Here is an 18,244-nt window from a genome sequence, read left to right as displayed (position 1 = left end):
CGTACAATGGCTCCACCCCGCATGCCGTGACGCCCGCAACCCCCGATGTCTTCGCCACGCAAGATCCTGCACGTCGACATGGACGCGTTCTACGCGTCGGTGGAGCAGCGCGACGATCCCTCGCTGCGCGGCAAGCCGGTGGCGGTGGCCTGGCGTGGCGCCCGCTCGGTGGTCTGCGCGGCCAGCTACGAGGCACGGGTGTTCGGCGTGCGCTCGGCGATGCCGGCGGTCAGCGCCGAACGACTGTGTCCGCAACTGGTCTTCGTGCCGCCGGACTTCGTGCGCTACAAGGCGGTGTCGCGGCAGATCCGCGAGATCTTCGCGCGGCACACCGACCTGATCGAACCGCTGTCGCTGGACGAGGCCTATCTCGACGTCACCGCAACGAAAACCGGCTTGCCCTCGGCCACCGCCACGGCGGAGGCGATCCGGGCGGCGATCCGCGAGGAGACGCAACTGACCGCCTCGGCCGGCGTGGCGCCCAACAAGTTCCTGGCCAAGATCGCCTCGGACTTCCGCAAGCCCGATGGCCTGTTCGTGGTGCGTCCGCACCAGGTCGAGGCCTTCCTCGCCCCGCTGAAAGTGGGACGCCTGCCCGGCGTGGGCAAGGTGATGGAGGCGAAGCTGGCGGCGCTGCAGATCGTCACCGTGGCCGACCTGCGCACGCTGGCGCTGGCCGAGCTGGAACAGCGTTTCGGTCGCTGGGGCCGGCGCCTGCACGAGTTGTCGCTGGGCATCGACGAGCACCCGGTGCAGCCGGATCGTCCCACCTTGCAGATCTCCGCCGAAGACACCTTCGAGCACGACCTCACCCTGGACGATCTCGAACCGCACATCCGCCAGCTCGCCGCCAAGGCCTGGGCCGGCTACCAGCGCGAACGCGAGCGGGTGGCGCGCACCGTGGTGCTGAAACTGAAGACCTCCGACTTCCGCACCCTGACCCGCAGCCTCACGCCATCCACCCGACCGCTGTCCGCCGATGAACTGGGCGACATCGCCTGCGCCCTGCGCGAGCGGGTCGAACGCCCGGCCGACAGCCGCTACCGGCTGGTCGGCGTGGGCCTGTCCGGCTTCGTCGACCGCGACAGCTACCAGGCCCAGTCCGACCTGTTTGCCTGACCGCTCACTGCGCGTAACGACGCAGGCGGTCCGCCCGCGAATCGGCCTTCTTTACGTCCATGCGCAGGCTTTCGGGCAAGGCGAAGGTGTCGTCGGGAATCTTCGCGAAGCCGACCGCGGTGGCTTCCATGCGGCGGGTGTGACCGGCGCTGTCCTTCGCCTCGAAGGCCAGCAGCAGGCCGTATTCGGCATCGATCCAGAACACGCCGCTGTCGCTGCCGCCGGGGCCGGCATGGCCGGCGTGGCGGTAGCGCCAGCCGTGCGCCGGGCGACCGGCGATGCGGCGACTTTCCACCGGCGCGCAGGCAAAACCGAGATCCCAGCACGGCCTGGCCACGTCGAGCCGGGTGATCGCGCCGATCCGCACGTGGTCGGCCGGCAAGGCCCGCCGCGACGTGGACATCAGCAGCCACGCATGATCGCCACCACGCAGGATGCGGCCGCGACGCCCTGCGCCCGCGTCGAAGTCCACCCGCGTCTTGTCGCCCTTGATCCAGATCGTTTCGGCGGCGACCCCATCGTGCCCGGCCAGTGTGCGGATGCCGCTGCCTTGCAGCACCGCGTCGATCTTCACGTCGGGCAGCTCGGCCGCGGGCAGGGCGGACGCCGGCAGCGTGAGCACGGCCCACGCCATGACGATCAGGCATCGCTTCACGGCAGCACGCCCGCGTCGCGGATCGGCGTCTGCATGCGCACCATCGCCTGGCTCACGATCGGCAGGCGACCGCTTTCCAGCATGGCGATTTCCCGGGCGCTCAGGCCCTTGTAGAACGACTCGCGGAAGATCGCGATCACCAGCTTGTCGATCACCGGCACGATCATCTTGTAGCCGTACACCACGCGGATCTTCAACACGTTCGCGTCCTGCACGGTGAGCCCGCTGCGGCCGCCAGCGGACGAGGGACGGAACGCCAGGCTGTCGTTGGGAATCGCCTCGACGCCGTCGAACTGCCGCTCCTTCCAGTCGGCGAAGGCGGCCTTGGTCGGGCTGATCACCCTGATCTCGCTGACCAGCGGGTTGCTGGCCGCCACGAAGGCCTCGGCATAGGCCCTGGTCGCCTCGCCGTTGCCGACCTTGTGCGCGTACAGCGGCATCAGGCCGCGCGCCAGGCCGACCCGCATCGCGCTCATCTTCGCGTTGTGGGTGGCGCCGTTGCGGGCGGCTTCCAGCGCGGCGTAGTCGACCGTGGTCTTGACCCGGTAGAACAGGATCGCCTGCAGGATGCCCAGCAGGAACACGCCGAACACCAGGATCACCACGCAGGTCTCGACCACGGCCTGGCCGCGTTGCCGCCCACCCAGGTTCATGGCCGCCGTCCGGCAGCAGGTGGCGGGGGCGCCGAGGTGGAGGACGCCGGCGCGTCCGGCGCGGCGCCACCGAGCGCGGCAATGCCATGCGCCATCGCCGCGCTGTCCCGCTGCAGGCCGGCGTCGATGCCGGCCGCATGCTGCGCACCCTGCGCAAACGCGGCCTCGGCCTGGCGCAGCCGCACGATGCCCAGGTTGTGCCACGCCTTGGCGTGGCCGGGCTCGATGCGCAGCACGTGCTGGTAGGCGTCGACCGCGTCGTCGGGACGCTGCAACCGCACGTAGACGTTGCCGAGGCGGAACCAGAAGTCCGCGTTCTGCGGCAGCTGCTGCACCAGCGCCTGGTAGTCGGCCAGCGCCTGTTCGGGATGGCCGCCGCGGTACGCCTGTTCGGCCCGCTGCTGCTGGGCGACGGTCTTCACCAGGCGTTGCGTGGGCGACGCGGCGCAGCCAGCCAGCGCCAGCAGCATGACCACGCATGCGATGCGGATTTTCAGTGCGCCCGCCATGTCCACTCCTCGCCGCGTGCAGGCGAAAGCGCGGCGATGCCGCCCGGCGCCAGCTCCACCGTCTGCCAGGCGTCGGAGCGCAGGCAGGTGCGCCACGGCGGCAGGCTTTCGCAACACTCCAGCACGCGCCCGTCCCGGTCCAGGAAAACGATGTCCAGCGGATAGCCCATGCCGAACGTGTGCACGCCGCCGCAAGGCGTGAGCCACAGCGCCTGCGCCGCGCCGCCGTGCAGTGGCGGTCGCCCCAGCAGGCCGCGCAGGCGACTCCATGGACGATCGGCGCGCCACGCCTGCGGCACGATCGGCTGGCCATCGCGAAGAATCACGCCCGATTTCAAAAGATGCCCTCCTGGCGCATGCGCAGGTAGATGAAGTAGCCCAGCACCAGGAAGATCAGCGGGAAGAAGAACAGCACCAGCGGCAGCATCATCTTCACCGGCGCCTCCAGCGCGAGTTTCTCGGCGCGCAGGAAACGCTCCTCGCGGCGCTGCCCGGCCTGCGCCCGCAACGTGGCGCCCAGGCTGGCGCCGACCCGGTCGGCCTGGATCAGGGTGCCGGTGAAACTGGAGATCTGCGACATCTCCATCCGTTCGGACATCCGCTTCAGCGCCTCGGCGCGGGGCAGACCGGAACGGATGTCGCGCAGCAGGCGGGTGAACTCCTGCCGCAGCGGACCGGCCGGGCCCTTCTGGGTGGCCTGCTCGATGCCGCCGGTGATGTTCAGCCCCGCCTCCACCGCCATGGTGATGAAGTCCAGGTACACCGGCAGGTCCTTGATCACCAGGCGGCGGCGCTTGCTGCGCCGTTCGCCCAGCCACAGGCTGGGGTAGAACCAGCCGGCGGCGGCGCCGAACAGCATCGCCGTGCCGTAGAGCAGGTAGCCGTGCCGGTCGAGCATGCCCAGCAGCAGCCAGAAGAACGCCGCCACGAGGCCGGCACCCACCACGCGCAATCCGTACAGCTGTTCCGGGCTCAACACGAAATCCTGGCCCGCGGTCTGCAGTTGCCGGTGCGCCTGTTCCAGCTTGTCCGCGCCCAGCTTCGGCGCCAGCACGTGGGTGGCGGCGTTGACCAGCGGCCAGATCAGGCGCAGTCCGAACGGCAGCGGGTCCTGGAAGTTGCGGTCGGCCACGGGCACTTCGCGCAGCAGCCCGTAGATGCCCCAGAAGGCGAAGCCGACGCCACCGCCGATGGCCACCGCAAGCAGGATGACGACTGGGCTCATATGTCGATGCTCGTGATCTTGCGGCACATGCGATAGCCCAGGTACTCCATCACCGCGGCCACCGCGATCACCGCCCAGCCCACGTAGGAGTGATACATCTCGTGCATCGTGTCGGGGTAGGCGAAGCTGAGGAAGCCGATCAGGCCGACCGGCATCATCGCCATCACGATGCCTTGCAGGCGGCCCTGGGCGGTCAGCGAATTCACCTTGCCTTCCATGATCAGCCGGCGCCGCAAGGTGTCGGCCAGCGAGGCCATGCTCTCGGCCAGGTTGCCGCCCACCTCGCGGGAAATGCCCACGGCGGAGACGAACAGGGTGACGTCCTGGATCGGCACGCGGTCGTTGAAATGTTCCAGCGCCTCTTCCAGCTTCACGCCCATGCGCTGCTCGCGCAGCAGCAGCGCGAACTCCTGCGCCAGCGGCGGCTCGACGTCGCGCGCCAGGCTTTCCAGCGCCGGGGTGAAACCCAGCCCCGCGCGCATGCTGCCGGCCACCATCATCAGCCCGTCCGGCAGCTGTTGCTGGATCTGGTTGATGCGTCGCTGGCGCAGCCACCGGTAGATCTTCTTCGGCAGCACCAGGATCAGCACCAGGGTCACGATGGCCAGCAGCGGGTTGCCACTGAGGAACCACACCAGCAAGGGCACCAGCACCATCGCCACGGCGTTGAGGCGGAACAGGTTCCGCTCGTCCATGAACATGAACATGTCGGCGAGATTGAAGCGGGCCTGCTCGGTGAACGCTTCCTGGTAGCGCCCCCAGAACACCGTCGAACTGCGCGCCGCCAGGTAGCCGATCGCGGCGACGGCGAGAAACACCACGATCGCGACGGGAAGCAGGCTCATGCGCGATCGTCCTCGTTGATCTTGAAGATCGACAGGTCGACCGGCACCCCGCGATCGGCCAGCTCCTCGTAGAACTCCGGCACCGCGCCGGTGGCCGCGTATTCGCCGCGGACCTTGCCGCCGGGGCCGCCCTGGTCGCGGGCGCGGAAGGTGAACAGGTCCTGCGCCTGGATGGTGCCGCTCTCGATGCCGGTGATCTCCGAGATGTGGGTGATCTTGCGCGAGCCGCAGGGGAAGCGGCGCTGGTGGATGATCAGGTCGATCGCCGAGGCGATCTGCTCGCGCACCACGGTCATCGGCAGGTCCATGCCTGACATCATCACCATCACCTCCAGGCGCGACAGCGCATCGCGGGGCGAGTTGGCGTGCGCGGTGGTCAGCGAACCCTCGTGGCCGGTGTTCATCGCCTGCAGCATGTCCAGCGCCTCGCCGCCGCGGCACTCGCCCACCACGATGCGGTCCGGGCGCATGCGCAGCGAGTTGCGTACCAGGTCGCGGATGGTGATCAGCCCCTTGCCCTCGAGGTTGGCCGGACGCGCCTCCATCGCCACCAGGTTGGGCTGGCTCAGCCGCAGCTCGGCCGCGTCCTCAATGGTGACGATGCGCTCGTGGTCGGGGATGAAGTTGGAAAGAATGTTCAGCAGCGTGGTCTTGCCCGAACCGGTGCCGCCGGTCACCACGATGTTCCTGCGCTCGCGCACCGCCACCTGCATGAACTCCAGCATCTGCCGGTTGACCGAGCCGTATTGCAGCAGGTCGTCGCCGCTGAGCTTTCGCTTGCTGAACTTGCGGATGCTCAGGCTGGGCCCGCGCAGCGCCACCGGCGGGATCACCGCGTTGACGCGCGAGCCGTCGGCCAGGCGCGCATCGACCATCGGCGAGCTCTCGTCGATGCGCCGGCCCAGCGGTGCCACGATGCGCTCGATCGCCGCCAGCACCGCCTTGTCGCTGGTGAAGATCACCTCGGACTTCTCGATCCGGCCCGCACGTTCGATGTAGATGTCGTCCGAGCAGTTGACCATCACCTCGGTGACCGTCTCGTCCGCCAGCAGGTCCTCCAGCGGCCCCAGTCCGATCGCCTCGTCCAGCACCTGCTTGGCGAGCCGGCGGCGGTTGATCGTGCGCGGCAGTTCGTCGGCAAACTCGCGCTCGATGATTTCCTCGATCAGCGACGAGGTCTTCTGGCGCAGGTCGTCGTCCGTCATGCCGCGCACGTCGACCCGGCGCAGGTCCATCTGCCGCACCAGCGACTGGTGCACGCGGGTGCGCCAGGCCAGCATGTCGGCCGATGGCTGCAGCGTCGCGGGAAGGCCGGTCACCGGTGCGGCCGGCGGCTCGACGGCCGGCGGCGAGGCCACCGGGTCGAGATGGACCGGCGCGTTGGCGGCACGCTGCGGCACCCTCACCGGCGCGGCCTCGTCCTGGTCGACCAGCACGCGCAGCCGGTACGAACCGATGATGACGATGTCCTCGCGGCGCAGCGGGCCGTGCTCGCCCTGCACCCTGGCCCCGTTGATCACCACCGGGGCGCGGCCACCGAGCACCTCGATGAAGACGCCGCCCTTGCGCACGCTCAGCATGGCGTGCTCGCGGCCGATGTTCCAGCCCTGCAGGATCACCAGGTTGTCCTCGCCGCGGCCGATGCCGCAGGCGTTGTGCAGGCAGCGCACCTGGCGCGGGTCGCGGTTGGCGGTTTCGATCAGCACTTCGAACATGGCTTCACCTTCAATCCACGATGTCCTTGCCGGCGACCTTGCGGAAGTCGTCGCGCAGGCGGTCGCTCTTCTCGATCAGTTCGCGGTTCTCCGGCGAGTCGGGGGTGATCACGATCGGCGTCACGAAGATCACCAGGTCGGTGCGATTGCGCTGGAAGTCGCGCGAGCGGAACAGCGCGCCCAGCACCGGGATGTCGCCCAGTCCGGGGACCTTGTCGAAGGTCTTCGAGGCGCTGGCGTCGACCAGGCCCGAGATCACGATGGTGTCGCCCTCGTGCACGTTGAGCTGCGCGCTGGCACGGCGGGTGATGAAGCCGGGATAGCCCTGCACGTTGACGCTGGGATCGATCTTGCTGATCTCGGTCTCGATGTCGGTGGAGATGTCGCCCTTGCTGTTGACCACCGGCGCGATGTGCAGCTTGATGCCGTACTGCTTGTATTCGACCGTGGTTTCGCCCAGGCCCTGGCTGATCGGGATCGGCACCTCGCCGCCGACCAGGAAATCGGCAACGCCGCCGCTGCGGGCGGACAGCTGCGGCGCGGCGAGTTCCCACGCGTTGCCGTCCTGCATCATCAGGTTGATCTGCGAGGCGATCGAGGTGGCGATGCCGAAGTACGACGGCGTGCCGGGCACCCGCAGCGGCAGGTTGGCCGGGCCGCCGTCGGCGCCGATGCCGGCGAAGCCCTGCGGGGTCATCCGGTAGTAAGGATTGGTGACCCAGTCGTGCACCAGGCCGCCGCCGGGGCCGGCGATCATGCTGTCCCACTTGATGCCGAGCTGGTTGATCGCCTTCTTGTCGAACTCCATGATGCGCACGCGCATCATCACGGTGGGCTTCATCTCCACCGCGTTGGCGCTGGTGAAGTCGAGCACCTGCGGGTAGATCTTCCTGATCGCCGCGATGTGCGCCATGTCCGCCTGCGACAGGTCGCTGCCGGTCAGCACCACGTTGCCGCCCACGGTGGCGACCGAGATCGCGCTGTCCTCGCCCAGCAGGCGCTCGACCATCCCGGCCGCTTCGGCGCTGTTGCCCACCACCACGTGCACGCTGACGCTGCGCTGGCTGCCGTCGGCCATCCACAACTGCACCGAGGTGTCGCCGGGCTGGTTCGCGATCAGCACCAGCTCGCGGCTGCCGATCGCCTTGACCTGCAGCAGCTTGCCGTCGCCCACCGCGACCCGCTTGAGCGGGCCGGGCGCGCTCTGCACCAGCGCCTGGCCCGCATACATGCTGAGCGAATCGCCGATCACCGGGGAGGTCGCGCGCGCCTCGCGCAACGGCAGCGCGAGCGCCGCGGCGCACAGCGCCAGCCATGCCAGAAAGGTCGCCGTCGCCCGGCCGGAATGTTTGCCTGCTTCCATGTTCAACTGTTCCCGCCGATGATGAATTGAATGCCGTTGCCATGCACCGGCCGGCCCAGCCGCAGCAGCTCCGCCTTGCTCAGCGTCTTCAGGTCGAACGGCTGCTGGTTGCCGGCCGGGCGCAGCATCACGCGCAACTCGCCGACCTTCATCGCCATGCCCAGGCGCTGCGCGTCGTTCGGCGCAAGCCCGAGCGTGATGTTCGAGTAGGTGTCGTCGTCGCCGTCAGGATTGCTGCTGCGCAGGCCCTTCGCGCGCTTGCCGGTGGCCAGCACCGGCACGTCGCCGAGCAGCGGACGGATCTGCTCGCTGTTCTCGCCGTCGAGCAGCAGCAGGATGTCGAGATGGTCGCCCGGCACGATCAGCCCGGAGACCGAGTTGGACTCGTCCACCTGGATCGAATACGCCACCTTGCCCGGCTCGATCACGTTGGAGAAATGGTCGGTGACCCGGTCCACCGCGCTGCCGCCGATCGGTGCGCCCTGCGCCAGCGGCACCCGCAGCACCTGGCCCAGGTAGTCCTCGTAGTTGTCGGGCGTCAGTGCATCGGCGGGCACGAACTCGGCCGGCACCTCGCGCACGGCGATGTCGTCCTGGCTGATGCTGGCGCCCTTCTCCAGGTCATGCACCGGCACCACCACCTGGCGCGTCTCGGTGGGTCTGGTCTGCGTGCGCGCGGCGACCTGCTTGTTGATGTAGTGCACCGCCATCAGGCTGGCCACGATGCCGAGCAGGATGGCGCCGCCCAGGTAGAGGAAGTTGCGGTTGACCGCCGGCATGCGTCGTTCCATTCGATTCATATCCAGGAGATGGAGAGTGCGTAGACAAAGCTGGTGTAGGCATCGCGCAGCGCGTCGGCGAGCTGGCGGATGACGTTGGGATTGGCCAGCAGCACCGTCACCAGCAACAGCACCACCACGGTGTATTCGATCAGCGCACTGCCGCGCTGGCGACCACGCCGCAACGGCATGGCGGGGTGGCGCGCGTTCCTTCGAATGAACATGTCCGCCGTCCTCCCGTTCACGGATTCACCAGGTTGATCGTCACTTGCGACTGGCCGTCGAGCGGGCTCATCACCAGGGTCATCTTGCTGTCGCCGCGCTCGTAGCGCAGGACGCAGCCGTCGTCGGCGCAGCGGTTGGCGTCGACCGGTTTCCAGCCATCGGCACCCAGTCGTTCGCGGAAGAACGCCTCGTTCTGCCGCGGCGAAAGGCGGTTGCGCATCGCCACGGTGCGGGCGGGCGTGGGGTCGTCCGGATAGGCGATGTCGTTGAACACGGTCGAGCCCATCGGCCGCGGCAGGCCCTTGCCGCGCTCGAAGTGTTTCGGCGCGGTGGCCACGTCGACGATGCCAATGTTGCCCTTGCTGCCGCTGCCCGATGCGCTGACCTGCACGGTGACGTAGTAGTCGCCCTCCATGTGGCCGACCACCTGCGCCGCGCCCATCGGGTTCACCACCACCCGGCCGTTCCACAGCTTGCGATAGAAGGCCACCACCTCGGCCTGGCTCTGCGACGAGGTGAACACCCGGGCATGCATGTCCAGCCCGTTGAAGACGATGTGCCGGGAAACGTCGGCCGCATCCGTGCCGGCCGGCAGGTCGGGCTGCGGCCACGCCGCGGCGGCGGCGCCCGGCAACAGGGCGACGGCCAGCAGCAGGCCGCGCCTAGTGCACATCGCGGTACCTCGTCAGCTTGTCGGCGGGCACGGCGTCGGGCGCCATCCGGCCCAGCTGGAACTTGTCGAAGCCGGGGGTGAACAGGTCGTTGACGATGGGGATCTTGCCCAGCACGTTGATCACGTCGCTGAGCACGTCATCGACCTTGTCGCCCAGCGCACTGGTCGGCACCAGCGGCCGGATCACCTCGCGCACCGTGCGGTTGTACATGGCACCCGACGCGGCTTCGCCATTCCTGCGTTCGCCGCCGCCGGTGGCCGCCCAGGTGTCGGCCAGCAGCACGGTCCGCGCCGAAAAATCCAGCTGCGCGGTATCGAGCGGATCGAGGAAGGCCAGCGCCCGGCCGTCGGCGCCCTTCAGCTTCTGCGGTCGCGCATGCACTTCGGCGGTGACGAAACCCTTCGGGTTGGGCGGCAGGTTGCCCAGCGTCCTGGTCGCCTTGGCCACGGTGCCCAGTGCGCCATCGAGGAAGCTCGGCGCGGTTTCCTGCTGGTAGACGCTCAACGACACGTCGGAAGTCTTCAGCAGCGCCTGGTTGGCGAAGCTGGTCAACATGGGATCGCCGAACGCCGCCGGCGTGCGCGCGGAGGACTTGATCGGCGCCTTGGCATCGGCGAACTGGCGCGCGCGCAGTGCGGTCTGCACGGTGGCCTTGCGCGGCAGGCCGGCATCGGCCAGGGCCGGATCGACGGTGGCGGCCCAGGCCGCCTGGCGGGCGGCGGCCTGGGTCTGCTGCTTGATGTGGATGTACTGGCCCAGCAGCATCACGCCCGCCGCCAGCGGCACCAGCACGATGCAGGCCACCGCCATCTCCACCAGGCTCTGCCCGCGCTGGTGCCGGCCGCCGATCGACGACGACATCGTGGCCGTGCGCAATGGCTGCGTTCGAACAAGGCGCATCGTCGTCTCCATGGCTTGGCGCTAGCGGGCCTGGGTCACGGCAAGCTTGCCGGGCAGCACGAACACCTTGTCGTCGATCGGCGTGCCGACGCTCATGCTGTCGGTGGTCAGCTGGTAGCCATTGCCGTCGGCCGGCTTGTTCGACAAGGTGATGTTGTCGACCGGGGCGTCCATGCGGTCGGCGTCGGCCGCGGTATCGGTGACGAAGCCCCACTTCCTGCCGCCACTCCACACGCAGGTTTCACCCTGGGAGCTGCTCAGGCGCACGCACGGCTGGCCGGCCACCTTCGCTTCGCCGCCGGACTGGCCGACCAAGTCGCCTTGGCCCTGCTTCTGCAGCTCGCCCATGACCTGGGCCCGCAGCTTCGCGTCGTCCTGCGCCACGTCATCCTGTGCCGCGCCGTCCTCGTCGTCACCGGCAACGGCTTCGCGCACCACGCCGTCCGAATGCTCGCGGGTGGCGGTGCCCTTGACCAGGTCCGCGACCGTGGTCGAGCCTGGCTCGACGATGGTCAGCCGCGCGTCGTGCACCGGTTCGAACACGCAGCCCGCGGCAGACGCCCCGGCGCTCCTGAAGTCCCAGCGATCCGCCTTGACCGCCATCCGCTCGCCGTCGTACCAGGTTTCCAGATAGGTGTGGCCCAGCTTGGCCACCACGTCGTCGGCCAGCGGCTTCACCGGCACCGCCCCGGCGCTGCAGCGGGCGAGCGCCTCGCGATAGGTGTGTTCCGCCGCGGGCACGCCATCGTGCAGCAGCACGCTGGTCTGGTTGAGGTGGATCGGCGGCGTCTTCTGCGCCAGGTTGACCGCGCCGTCCTGCGCATCACCGCCACTGTCGCCACCGTCGCCGGCCGAGCAGCCGACCAGCGGCACGGTCGCCAGCAGGACGGTGCACAACGCCACCGACAGTTGCCGCAGAGGGCGTCGGTGACCCGGGGTGTTGCTGCTGCACGATCCCTGCGCGATGCCGCTCCGTGTTGTTCTTGCTTCGATCATGGTTTGCTGTTTCCACTGGGTGTGAGGGGGGAAGGTGTGCCGCTGGCCATCAGGATTTGCCCGGCACGCACGGAGCCACGGCGCCATAGGCGATGGCGACCTCCTGACGGGTGTTGCATGGCGTGTCGATCAGCCGCGCCTGCCAGTAGGGACTGAACAGGCTGCCCATCTCGCGGCTCGACGGACTGATCACGTTGTCGAACAGGCCGAACCCGCGCGGACGGCTGAAGTACACCTGGGCCGAGGACAGGGCGGTCATGTCGTTGGCGACGGTCTGGTCGGGCGCCTCGAAATCCGGCGGCCCGCCGATGCCCGGCACGTTGTCGCTGGTGCGCACCGTCTTCATCGGCTGCTCGACCAGCACGGTGAACACCGGACCCACGTCCATCGCCTCCACGCCGTTCTGCTTCGCGCTGCGATCGTTGTCGTAGGGCACGGTGGCCTTGTTGTCGGCGATGTCGTCGTAAGGCTGCAGGCCGGGGCTGCTGGCGGGCGTGTAGTTCCTGAGCCAGGCCTTGCTGCTGCCGCCGATGGCCGGCGAGGAAAGCACCTTCTTGCCCGCCTTGCCGTTGTCGATGCCCTCGGCGTAGCGCTTGTAGTGGCCGCGATCGATCTCGTACGGCGAATCCCAGCCGCGGCCGTTGTTGAAGCCCGGGCTGGCCACCGAGCGGAACGAGCGCGACATGCTGTTCACCGCCGCGCCGCCACCCCAGGCCAGCGGCTCGTTCACGCCCAGCCAGCCGACCTTGACGTTGAGCGTGTCCACGCCCACCCACTGGGTGTAGCCGATCAGGTCGGTGCCGCCACGCTTGTGGATCGGCCCGATGCCGCCCTTGCGCTCGCGCGAGAAACCGTCGCGCGCCTCCATCACCACGTTGGCGAAGCGGTCGGCCCCGGCATCGCGCCGGCCGGAGGTGGGGATCGTGTAGTGGGTGACGTAGGAGCGCGCGTCGAGCGCGCCCTGTTCCAGCAGCGCATAGCCACGGGCGCCGATCTTCGCCTTGCCGTCGGTATTGCGTTTGACCACCTCGGGCACCAGCTTCAGCGCCTCCTGCGATTCCACCGTGGCGATGCCGCGCGAGGCGACGGAGTACGCCTTGTTGATCGCCGCGATGGCGGTCACGCCCGCCGAGAACGCCACCTGCATGCCGTCGCGGATGGTCTTCACCACCGTCTTCACTTCATTCAGCGCGGTGACCACTTCCTGCAGCGCCGCGCCCACCTCGGCGCCGACGATGCTGACGTCGAAGATGATCGCGATCGCCTGCACCGCATCCTTGAAATTGTCGGTGCCGCGCAGGGTGAAATTCGTCCACGAATACCAGCTGGTCATCTGCGCCACGGCCACCTCGTTGGCGACCTCGGCACGGTTCATGTAGGCGATCAGGTTGTACGCGCGCGCCTGCTGCACGGCGGCGCTGTAGGCCGCGGCATCGGCGGCGTTGACCAGCTCCACCTTCTTCGACACCGCCTGCCCGGTGTTGAACACCACGATCACGCCGATGCACAGCACCAGCAGCGCCACGACCGCCAGCACCAGCGCCTGGCCACGCTGGCGGTCACGCGCACCGGCACGCGACGGCCGCCGCTTGGCGCCGTCGCCACTTGTTCCATCGTCGCTCGACCAGGCCATTGCACACCCCCATGTCGGGAACCGGACACCCGTGCAGGCCGGCATCGCTGCCGGCGCGCACGGACGCCCCCGCGAACGCGGCAAGGCCGCATCCGGTTCGTCAGTTCTTGGCGGTGCTTACTTGGCGGTGGCGTTGTTGTAGCTGTTGAGGGTCTTGTCCTTGGTGCCCTCGGAATGGGCCTTGTTGCCCTGGTTCTTCGCCCGGTTGATGTCCTGCGTTGCGCTCTGGCCGGAGAGCTCCTTGGCCATGCCGCCGATCTGGGCGCGCGCAGTGCCGCCGAAATACGTCACGGCCGCAATGGCGGCGATCGCGATGAGGGCGGTGATGATGATGTACTCGGTCATGCCCTGGCCACGCTGGCGGACACGGATCCCTGTGTTGCGAATGAAACGAGCTTTCATGGGCTACCCCTTTCTCTAGTGATGGTGGGACCGCCGACACGGCCGGCCCAGACAGACTTCGATGGAAGGTGATGCGCCCCCTGGTCAGTCGTTTCGACCACGCATCGTTCAGAAGCGACAACGTCAATGCTTTCGCAAGCGGTCACTCCTGTCGAAGGAACTTACCGAAGGCGTGCTGCAAGTTTGTGAAGGCTCCGGTTTGCATGGCCACTTTTGTGAGACGTATCACAGAAACGCCGAAAATCCACGCCGTTTCAAACAGTGGAGCTGAATGGGCAAGACGATGCGACGCACGATCGCGATGGCGCTTGCGCATGATTTGCTATGGTGCGCGCTCTTCGGATGTCGCTGGAGACCATCGATACATGCGCAAACTCCTGTCTCGTTCGCTCGCCCTCGTGCTCGCCCTGTCCGCGGCATCGGCCGTTGCCACCGAGCTGCCAGACCACGACGTGTCCGGCAGCCACGACCATCCGGTGGTGTCGCGCTTCGCCGACTCGTTCATCGTGGGCTACGCGCAGAAGGATTACGGCAGCGCGACCCTGCCACTGGGCCGCTACGACACCGACCAGCCGAGCCGCTTCGCCCGCAGCGAAAAGGCGGAAGGCAAGCTCACCCGCATCGCCTATGCGGTGCCGGCCGGCAAGAGTGCGCTGGAGGTCTACCGCAATTTCGCCCAGGCGCTGAAGGCCGCCGGTTTCCAGTTGCGCTTTCATTGCAGTGGTGACGAGGGCTGCGGCGGTTTCGATTTCGGCAGCGCGCTGATCGAGCCCCTGCTCGACCAGATGCACGGCGACCGCAACCTGATGGTCTCCACCCTGGAATCCGCCGACGGCAACGTGCAATCGCTGACCGCCCGACTGCAGCGAGCCGGCGGCAACGTCGATCTTTCGCTGCTGGTCAGCCAGAACGAGCAGCAACCCGTGGGCGTCCTGCTGCAGATCGTCGAGGCCAAAGCCATGGCCACCGGCCAGGTGACGGTCGACGCGAAGGCGATGAGCCAGGGCCTGGCGCAAAGCGGACACATCGCGCTGTACGGCATCCACTTCGCCAGCGACAGCGCGGTGCTGGACAAGTCATCCGGCGGCACGCTGGCGGAGATGGCGAAGCTGCTGAAGACGCAGCCGTCGCTGAAGGTCTGCATCGTCGGCCACACCGACAACAGCGGCGCACTGGCGCACAACCTCGCCCTGTCGCAACAGCGCGCCGAGGCGGTGACCAAGGCGCTCATCGCGGATTACGGCATCGCGCCGGGCCGGTTGGCGGCGAAGGGGCTGGCCTCCTACGCGCCGGTGGCCAGCAATCGCGACGACGACGGCAAGGCACGCAACCGGCGCGTCGAACTGGTCGAGCAGTAACGTGCAGACATCGGCTGAGCGGGTCGCCGACGACAGGCGGCCCGCGCCGCGCTCACTCGTCCCGCGGGCGCCCGAAGCGCGGCAGGTTCCAGTGCCAGTGCAGTGATGCAAAGCGCAGGCCGAAGCAGAACAGGATCGGCAGCCAGGTGGCCCATACTGCGGGCCAGTGCAGATATTCGCCGAGCACCGCCAGCGCGGCGCCGGCCAGCGCGGCCAGCGCGTAGATCTCCTGCTGCAGCACGATCGAGACCCGCGCCAGCAGCACGTCGCGCGCCATGCCGCCGCCCACGGCGGTGATCATGCCAAGCAGGATCGCCACCTCGGCGTTGTGGCCGAACAGCAGCGCCTTGTGCGCGCCGTACACCGCGAACAGGCCCAGCCCCATCGCATCGAACAGCCGCACCGGATAGGTCAGTCGCTCCACCCACGGATACGCCACGATGGTGAGCAGGGCGGCGATCACCGCGGTCAGCAGGTAGCGCCAGTCCGACAGGCCCGCCGGCGGCACCGCGCCGATGCACAGGTCGCGGGCGATGCCGCCGCCGCAGGCGGTGATGTAGGCGATCGCCAGGATACCGAACAGATCGAGGTTGCAGCGCCGCGCGGCGGTGGCGCCGCTGATCGCGAAGGCGAACGTGCCGGCCAGGTCGACCAGGTTGAACAACAGTTGCTCGTTCACGTTGCCGACTCACTGCGGGCATGCCGACGGGGCGGCGCATGCCCGCCATTGAACCAGCTTCAGGCGAGCTTGCGCGAGACCGCGAAGGAAACCAGGTTGCCCAGGCCGGTGGCGCCAGCGAGCACGGCGACCATGCCGGGGGTGACTTCCTGCCAGCCGAACCACTGGATCAGGCCGAAGGCGAGCCCGACGAAAATCAGCACGATGCCCCAGCGCAGCGACGAATGGCGGCGGCGCTGTTCCTCGTCGAGCAGGATCGACTTGACCAGCTCCTCCGAACCGCCGGCGCCGATCATGCGGCCGCGGGCCCGGGCATCGACCACGACCTTGATGGTGTAGGCGATGCAGATGAACAGCACGATCGGAATCAGGATCTCGAAATTCATGGAAAACTCCCTGGGCAAAGGCCACGAAGATGGGCCCGTTGAACCCACAGATACGGGCCGCGCCGGATCGGTTGCAGCCGCCCGCTTGCAACCGATCCGGCGATGCGCGTATCCATGACTCCATGGATGACATCCGCCAAGCCGATCGGGCCCTGGTCGACGCCGTGCTGGCCAACCGGCCGGGCGCGTTCGAACGCCTCGTGCGCGAGTACCAGGGACTGTGCTGGCACATCATCCAGCGCATGGTGCGGCATCCAGAGGACACCCGCGAGCTGTGCCAGGACACCTTCCTGCGCGTGCACCAGTGCCTGCATCAATACCGCCACGAGAGCGCGCTGAAATCGTGGATCGGTCGCATCGCCTTCACCATCGCGCTGCGCCACCTGCAGCACAAGCGCATCGCCCTGGTCGAGCCGGGCGGTGACGACGGCGAGTCGCTGGTGGACAGCATCGGCGACGGTTTCGACCTGGAGGCCGCCTGCGCCGACGAGGAAACCGCCCGCCACCTGCATGAGGCGATCGAGGCGCTGCCGCCCTTGCAACGCACCTTGCTGACCCTGTATTACCTCGAAGAGACGTCCATACCCGAGATCGCCCGCATCACCGGCATGGCCGCGGGCACGATCAAGAGCCATCTGTTCCGCTCGCGCCTGCGCCTGCGCGACGCGCTCGAAACACGGACAGGAGTTGCCGCATGATTCCCCACGACGAAGACCACATCCCCACGTTCGACGATGCTGCGCTCGAGCGCGAATGGCAGGCGCAGGAAAGCGCCATGCGGCGCGAACGGCTGCAGCTCGATCCCGCCGGCGACGATGCACGCAGCCGGCGCTACCGGCTGATCGCGCGCAGCCTGCGCCAGCCGCCGGCCGAATCGCTGCCGGCGGACTTCGCCCGGCAGCTGGCCAGGCGGGTCGGCGCCGCAGCGTCGGTGGCCGCGCCGTCGTCAGCCAGCCCGGCGGGAAGCTCGTTCGAATTCAGGCTGGTGCTGGTACTGGCCTCCACCCTGGTCATCGCCGCGGTCGCGGTGGTCGCGATCTACGGCCAGGCGTGGCTGCCCTCCTTCGCCGAGCTGCTGCCGAAGCCGCCGGCCACCCGCTGGCTGCTGGCCCTGGCCGGCTGCATCGGCGGCTCGTGGCTGCTGGGCTTCTGGCAGCAGCGCAGCCACTGAGCGCAGGAGCGCACTCCCGCTTCGGGTGCGGCGCCAGTCCGCACCCGCCTCACCACTCGATCACTGCATCCAGCCCGCGATGCAGGCCGACCAGGCCGGACACCTTGCGTATCGCCAATAGCGCGCCATCGACATACGGCTTCGCGCTGCTTCCCGCGTTGTGGCGGATCGTCAAGGTCTGGTCCGGCATGCCGAAGATCGCCTCCGCCCCCAGCACGAAGCCCGGCAGCCGCACCGCATGCACCTGGCTGCCCGCCAGCGTGCCGCCACGCGTCTCGCGAACACCCGCGGTCTGCTCCAGCGGCACCGCCAGCAGCGGCTGGCGCACCTTGCCCAGCCGCCCGGCCAGCTCGCGCACCGTGCCGCTGGGCGCGTCGGGCTTGGTCGCGCTGGCGTAGTCGATCAGCTCCCACTGCGGGATCAGCTTCGCCGCCATCTCGGCAAACTTGATCAGCAGCACCGCGGTCAAGGCGAAATTGCCGCAGGCCAATACGCCACGCTGCCGCTGCCGTGCCAGCGCATCGATCTGCGCATAGTCCTCGTCCGTCAGCCCCGAGGTGCCGACCACCACGTGCGCGCCATGCTCCAGCGCCGCGAGAATGTTCGCCTTCGCGCTGGACGGCCGCGTGTACTCGACGAACACGTCGCACGGCTGCGCCAGCGCCGCGTCCACGCTGGCGAAGATCGGTGCCTGCAGGCCTGCCTCGCCAAGCACCGCGCCGAGCGTTTCACCGGCATGTCGCCGTGCCACCGCGGCAACCATGTCGAGGTCATCCGTCGCGGCAATGCCACGCGACAATTCCGAACCCGCCCAACCGGTGGCACCGGCGACACAGACCTTGATCGACATGGGAACCTCGCTGCTTGGGGATGGATAAGCATAGTCGCTGGCGACCTCATGTCGATTTCAGAGCAAGAGAGAGCCTGGCCCCAGCACGCAGTACATCGCGCAAGCTA

22 protein-coding genes are annotated in these 18,244 nt (G+C 68.3%); 4 read left to right on the top strand and 18 right to left on the bottom strand.

The genetic code is table 11. The features are described from left to right. The first annotated feature begins 45 nt into the window (after positions 1-45). Positions 46-1,119, top strand: coding sequence for a DNA polymerase IV (gene dinB, locus ASD55_RS03205; protein ID WP_056715325.1), 1,074 nt, complete (start codon positions 46-48; stop codon positions 1,117-1,119). Between the two features lie 4 nt (positions 1,120-1,123). On the opposite strand, the gene ASD55_RS03200 is transcribed toward dinB, so the two are convergent. The 15 genes from ASD55_RS03200 to ASD55_RS03130 all read right to left on the bottom strand — a co-directional run bounded on the left by ASD55_RS03200 (position 1,124) and on the right by ASD55_RS03130 (position 13,693). Beyond that, complete coding sequence (locus ASD55_RS03200) at positions 1,124-1,774, bottom strand: hypothetical protein (protein ID WP_056763687.1); 651 nt, start codon at positions 1,772-1,774, stop codon at positions 1,124-1,126. After that, the gene (locus ASD55_RS03195; RefSeq protein ID WP_056715320.1) at positions 1,771-2,427 is read right to left on the bottom strand and encodes a TadE family protein; all 657 of its coding nucleotides are present in this window, start codon (positions 2,425-2,427) and stop codon (positions 1,771-1,773) included. Before ASD55_RS03195 ends, ASD55_RS03200 begins: the two co-directional genes overlap by 4 nt. Continuing rightward, the gene (locus ASD55_RS03190) at positions 2,424-2,936 is read right to left on the bottom strand and encodes a tetratricopeptide repeat protein (RefSeq protein ID WP_056763685.1); all 513 of its coding nucleotides are present in this window, start codon (positions 2,934-2,936) and stop codon (positions 2,424-2,426) included. The genes ASD55_RS03195 and ASD55_RS03190 overlap by 4 nt, the downstream gene beginning before the upstream one ends. Then, the gene (locus tag ASD55_RS03185) at positions 2,921-3,262 is read right to left on the bottom strand and encodes a DUF192 domain-containing protein (protein WP_235577708.1); all 342 of its coding nucleotides are present in this window, start codon (positions 3,260-3,262) and stop codon (positions 2,921-2,923) included. The genes ASD55_RS03190 and ASD55_RS03185 overlap by 16 nt, the downstream gene beginning before the upstream one ends. Before the next feature lie 8 nt (positions 3,263-3,270). Continuing rightward, positions 3,271-4,161 carry a type II secretion system F family protein gene (locus ASD55_RS03180; protein WP_056715310.1) on the bottom strand — a complete coding sequence of 297 codons (891 nt, stop codon included), beginning with the start codon at positions 4,159-4,161 and terminating at the stop codon, positions 3,271-3,273. Further along, positions 4,158-5,006, bottom strand: coding sequence for a type II secretion system F family protein (locus tag ASD55_RS03175; RefSeq protein ID WP_007807398.1), 849 nt, complete (start codon positions 5,004-5,006; stop codon positions 4,158-4,160). Before ASD55_RS03175 ends, ASD55_RS03180 begins: the two co-directional genes overlap by 4 nt. After that, the gene (locus ASD55_RS03170) at positions 5,003-6,721 is read right to left on the bottom strand and encodes an ATPase, T2SS/T4P/T4SS family (protein WP_056763681.1); all 1,719 of its coding nucleotides are present in this window, start codon (positions 6,719-6,721) and stop codon (positions 5,003-5,005) included. The genes ASD55_RS03175 and ASD55_RS03170 overlap by 4 nt, the downstream gene beginning before the upstream one ends. 10 nt (positions 6,722-6,731) lie before the next feature. Then, on the bottom strand, positions 6,732-8,084 hold the full coding sequence (locus tag ASD55_RS03165; protein WP_056763680.1) for a pilus assembly protein N-terminal domain-containing protein: 1,353 nt from the start codon (positions 8,082-8,084) through the stop codon (positions 6,732-6,734). Positions 8,085-8,086: 2 nt separating this feature from the next. Continuing rightward, the gene (gene cpaB / locus ASD55_RS03160; RefSeq protein ID WP_056763678.1) at positions 8,087-8,875 is read right to left on the bottom strand and encodes a Flp pilus assembly protein CpaB; all 789 of its coding nucleotides are present in this window, start codon (positions 8,873-8,875) and stop codon (positions 8,087-8,089) included. 5 nt (positions 8,876-8,880) lie between these two features. After that, the gene (locus ASD55_RS03155; protein ID WP_056715297.1) at positions 8,881-9,087 is read right to left on the bottom strand and encodes a hypothetical protein; all 207 of its coding nucleotides are present in this window, start codon (positions 9,085-9,087) and stop codon (positions 8,881-8,883) included. 17 nt (positions 9,088-9,104) lie between these two features. Next, complete coding sequence (locus tag ASD55_RS03150) at positions 9,105-9,761, bottom strand: hypothetical protein (RefSeq protein ID WP_056763675.1); 657 nt, start codon at positions 9,759-9,761, stop codon at positions 9,105-9,107. Continuing rightward, positions 9,751-10,662, bottom strand: a complete 912-nt coding sequence (locus tag ASD55_RS03145; protein WP_235577707.1) for a TadE/TadG family type IV pilus assembly protein — start codon at positions 10,660-10,662, stop codon at positions 9,751-9,753. The genes ASD55_RS03150 and ASD55_RS03145 overlap by 11 nt, the downstream gene beginning before the upstream one ends. Before the next feature lie 21 nt (positions 10,663-10,683). Beyond that, on the bottom strand, positions 10,684-11,658 hold the full coding sequence (locus tag ASD55_RS03140; RefSeq protein ID WP_157598773.1) for a hypothetical protein: 975 nt from the start codon (positions 11,656-11,658) through the stop codon (positions 10,684-10,686). A gap of 49 nt (positions 11,659-11,707) precedes the next feature. Beyond that, a complete protein-coding gene (locus tag ASD55_RS03135; protein WP_056763669.1) occupies positions 11,708-13,291 on the bottom strand; it encodes a pilus assembly protein TadG-related protein in 1,584 nt (527 codons plus the stop codon). A 117-nt stretch (positions 13,292-13,408) separates the two neighbouring features. Continuing rightward, a complete protein-coding gene (locus tag ASD55_RS03130; RefSeq protein WP_007807412.1) occupies positions 13,409-13,693 on the bottom strand; it encodes a hypothetical protein in 285 nt (94 codons plus the stop codon). 365 nt (positions 13,694-14,058) lie between these two features. Here ASD55_RS03130 and ASD55_RS03125 point away from each other — a divergent pair, with 365 nt between their 5' ends. Continuing rightward, on the top strand, positions 14,059-15,051 hold the full coding sequence (locus ASD55_RS03125) for an OmpA family protein (protein ID WP_056763668.1): 993 nt from the start codon (positions 14,059-14,061) through the stop codon (positions 15,049-15,051). Between the two features lie 52 nt (positions 15,052-15,103). On the opposite strand, the gene ASD55_RS03120 is transcribed toward ASD55_RS03125, so the two are convergent. Next, positions 15,104-15,730 carry a trimeric intracellular cation channel family protein gene (locus ASD55_RS03120; protein ID WP_056763666.1) on the bottom strand — a complete coding sequence of 209 codons (627 nt, stop codon included), beginning with the start codon at positions 15,728-15,730 and terminating at the stop codon, positions 15,104-15,106. A gap of 59 nt (positions 15,731-15,789) precedes the next feature. Next, positions 15,790-16,116: a DUF6249 domain-containing protein gene (locus ASD55_RS03115; protein WP_056763664.1), complete on the bottom strand. Its 327-nt coding sequence runs from the start codon at positions 16,114-16,116 to the stop codon at positions 15,790-15,792. A gap of 122 nt (positions 16,117-16,238) precedes the next feature. Between ASD55_RS03115 and ASD55_RS03110 the strand changes: the two genes are divergently transcribed. Together ASD55_RS03110 and ASD55_RS03105 are read left to right on the top strand one after the other, a co-directional pair. After that, the gene (locus tag ASD55_RS03110) at positions 16,239-16,814 is read left to right on the top strand and encodes a sigma-70 family RNA polymerase sigma factor (RefSeq protein ID WP_056763661.1); all 576 of its coding nucleotides are present in this window, start codon (positions 16,239-16,241) and stop codon (positions 16,812-16,814) included. Next, positions 16,811-17,287, top strand: a complete 477-nt coding sequence (locus tag ASD55_RS03105) for a hypothetical protein (protein ID WP_056763659.1) — start codon at positions 16,811-16,813, stop codon at positions 17,285-17,287. The genes ASD55_RS03110 and ASD55_RS03105 overlap by 4 nt, the downstream gene beginning before the upstream one ends. A 49-nt stretch (positions 17,288-17,336) precedes the next feature. On the opposite strand, the gene dapB is transcribed toward ASD55_RS03105, so the two are convergent. Beyond that, the gene (gene dapB, locus ASD55_RS03100) at positions 17,337-18,137 is read right to left on the bottom strand and encodes a 4-hydroxy-tetrahydrodipicolinate reductase (protein WP_056763658.1); all 801 of its coding nucleotides are present in this window, start codon (positions 18,135-18,137) and stop codon (positions 17,337-17,339) included. Positions 18,138-18,244 lie beyond the last annotated feature (107 nt).

This window comes from Rhodanobacter sp. Root561, from assembly GCF_001427365.1.
Classification (GTDB): domain Bacteria; phylum Pseudomonadota; class Gammaproteobacteria; order Xanthomonadales; family Rhodanobacteraceae; genus Rhodanobacter.
This window is presented reverse-complemented; position numbering and strand designations above follow the sequence as displayed.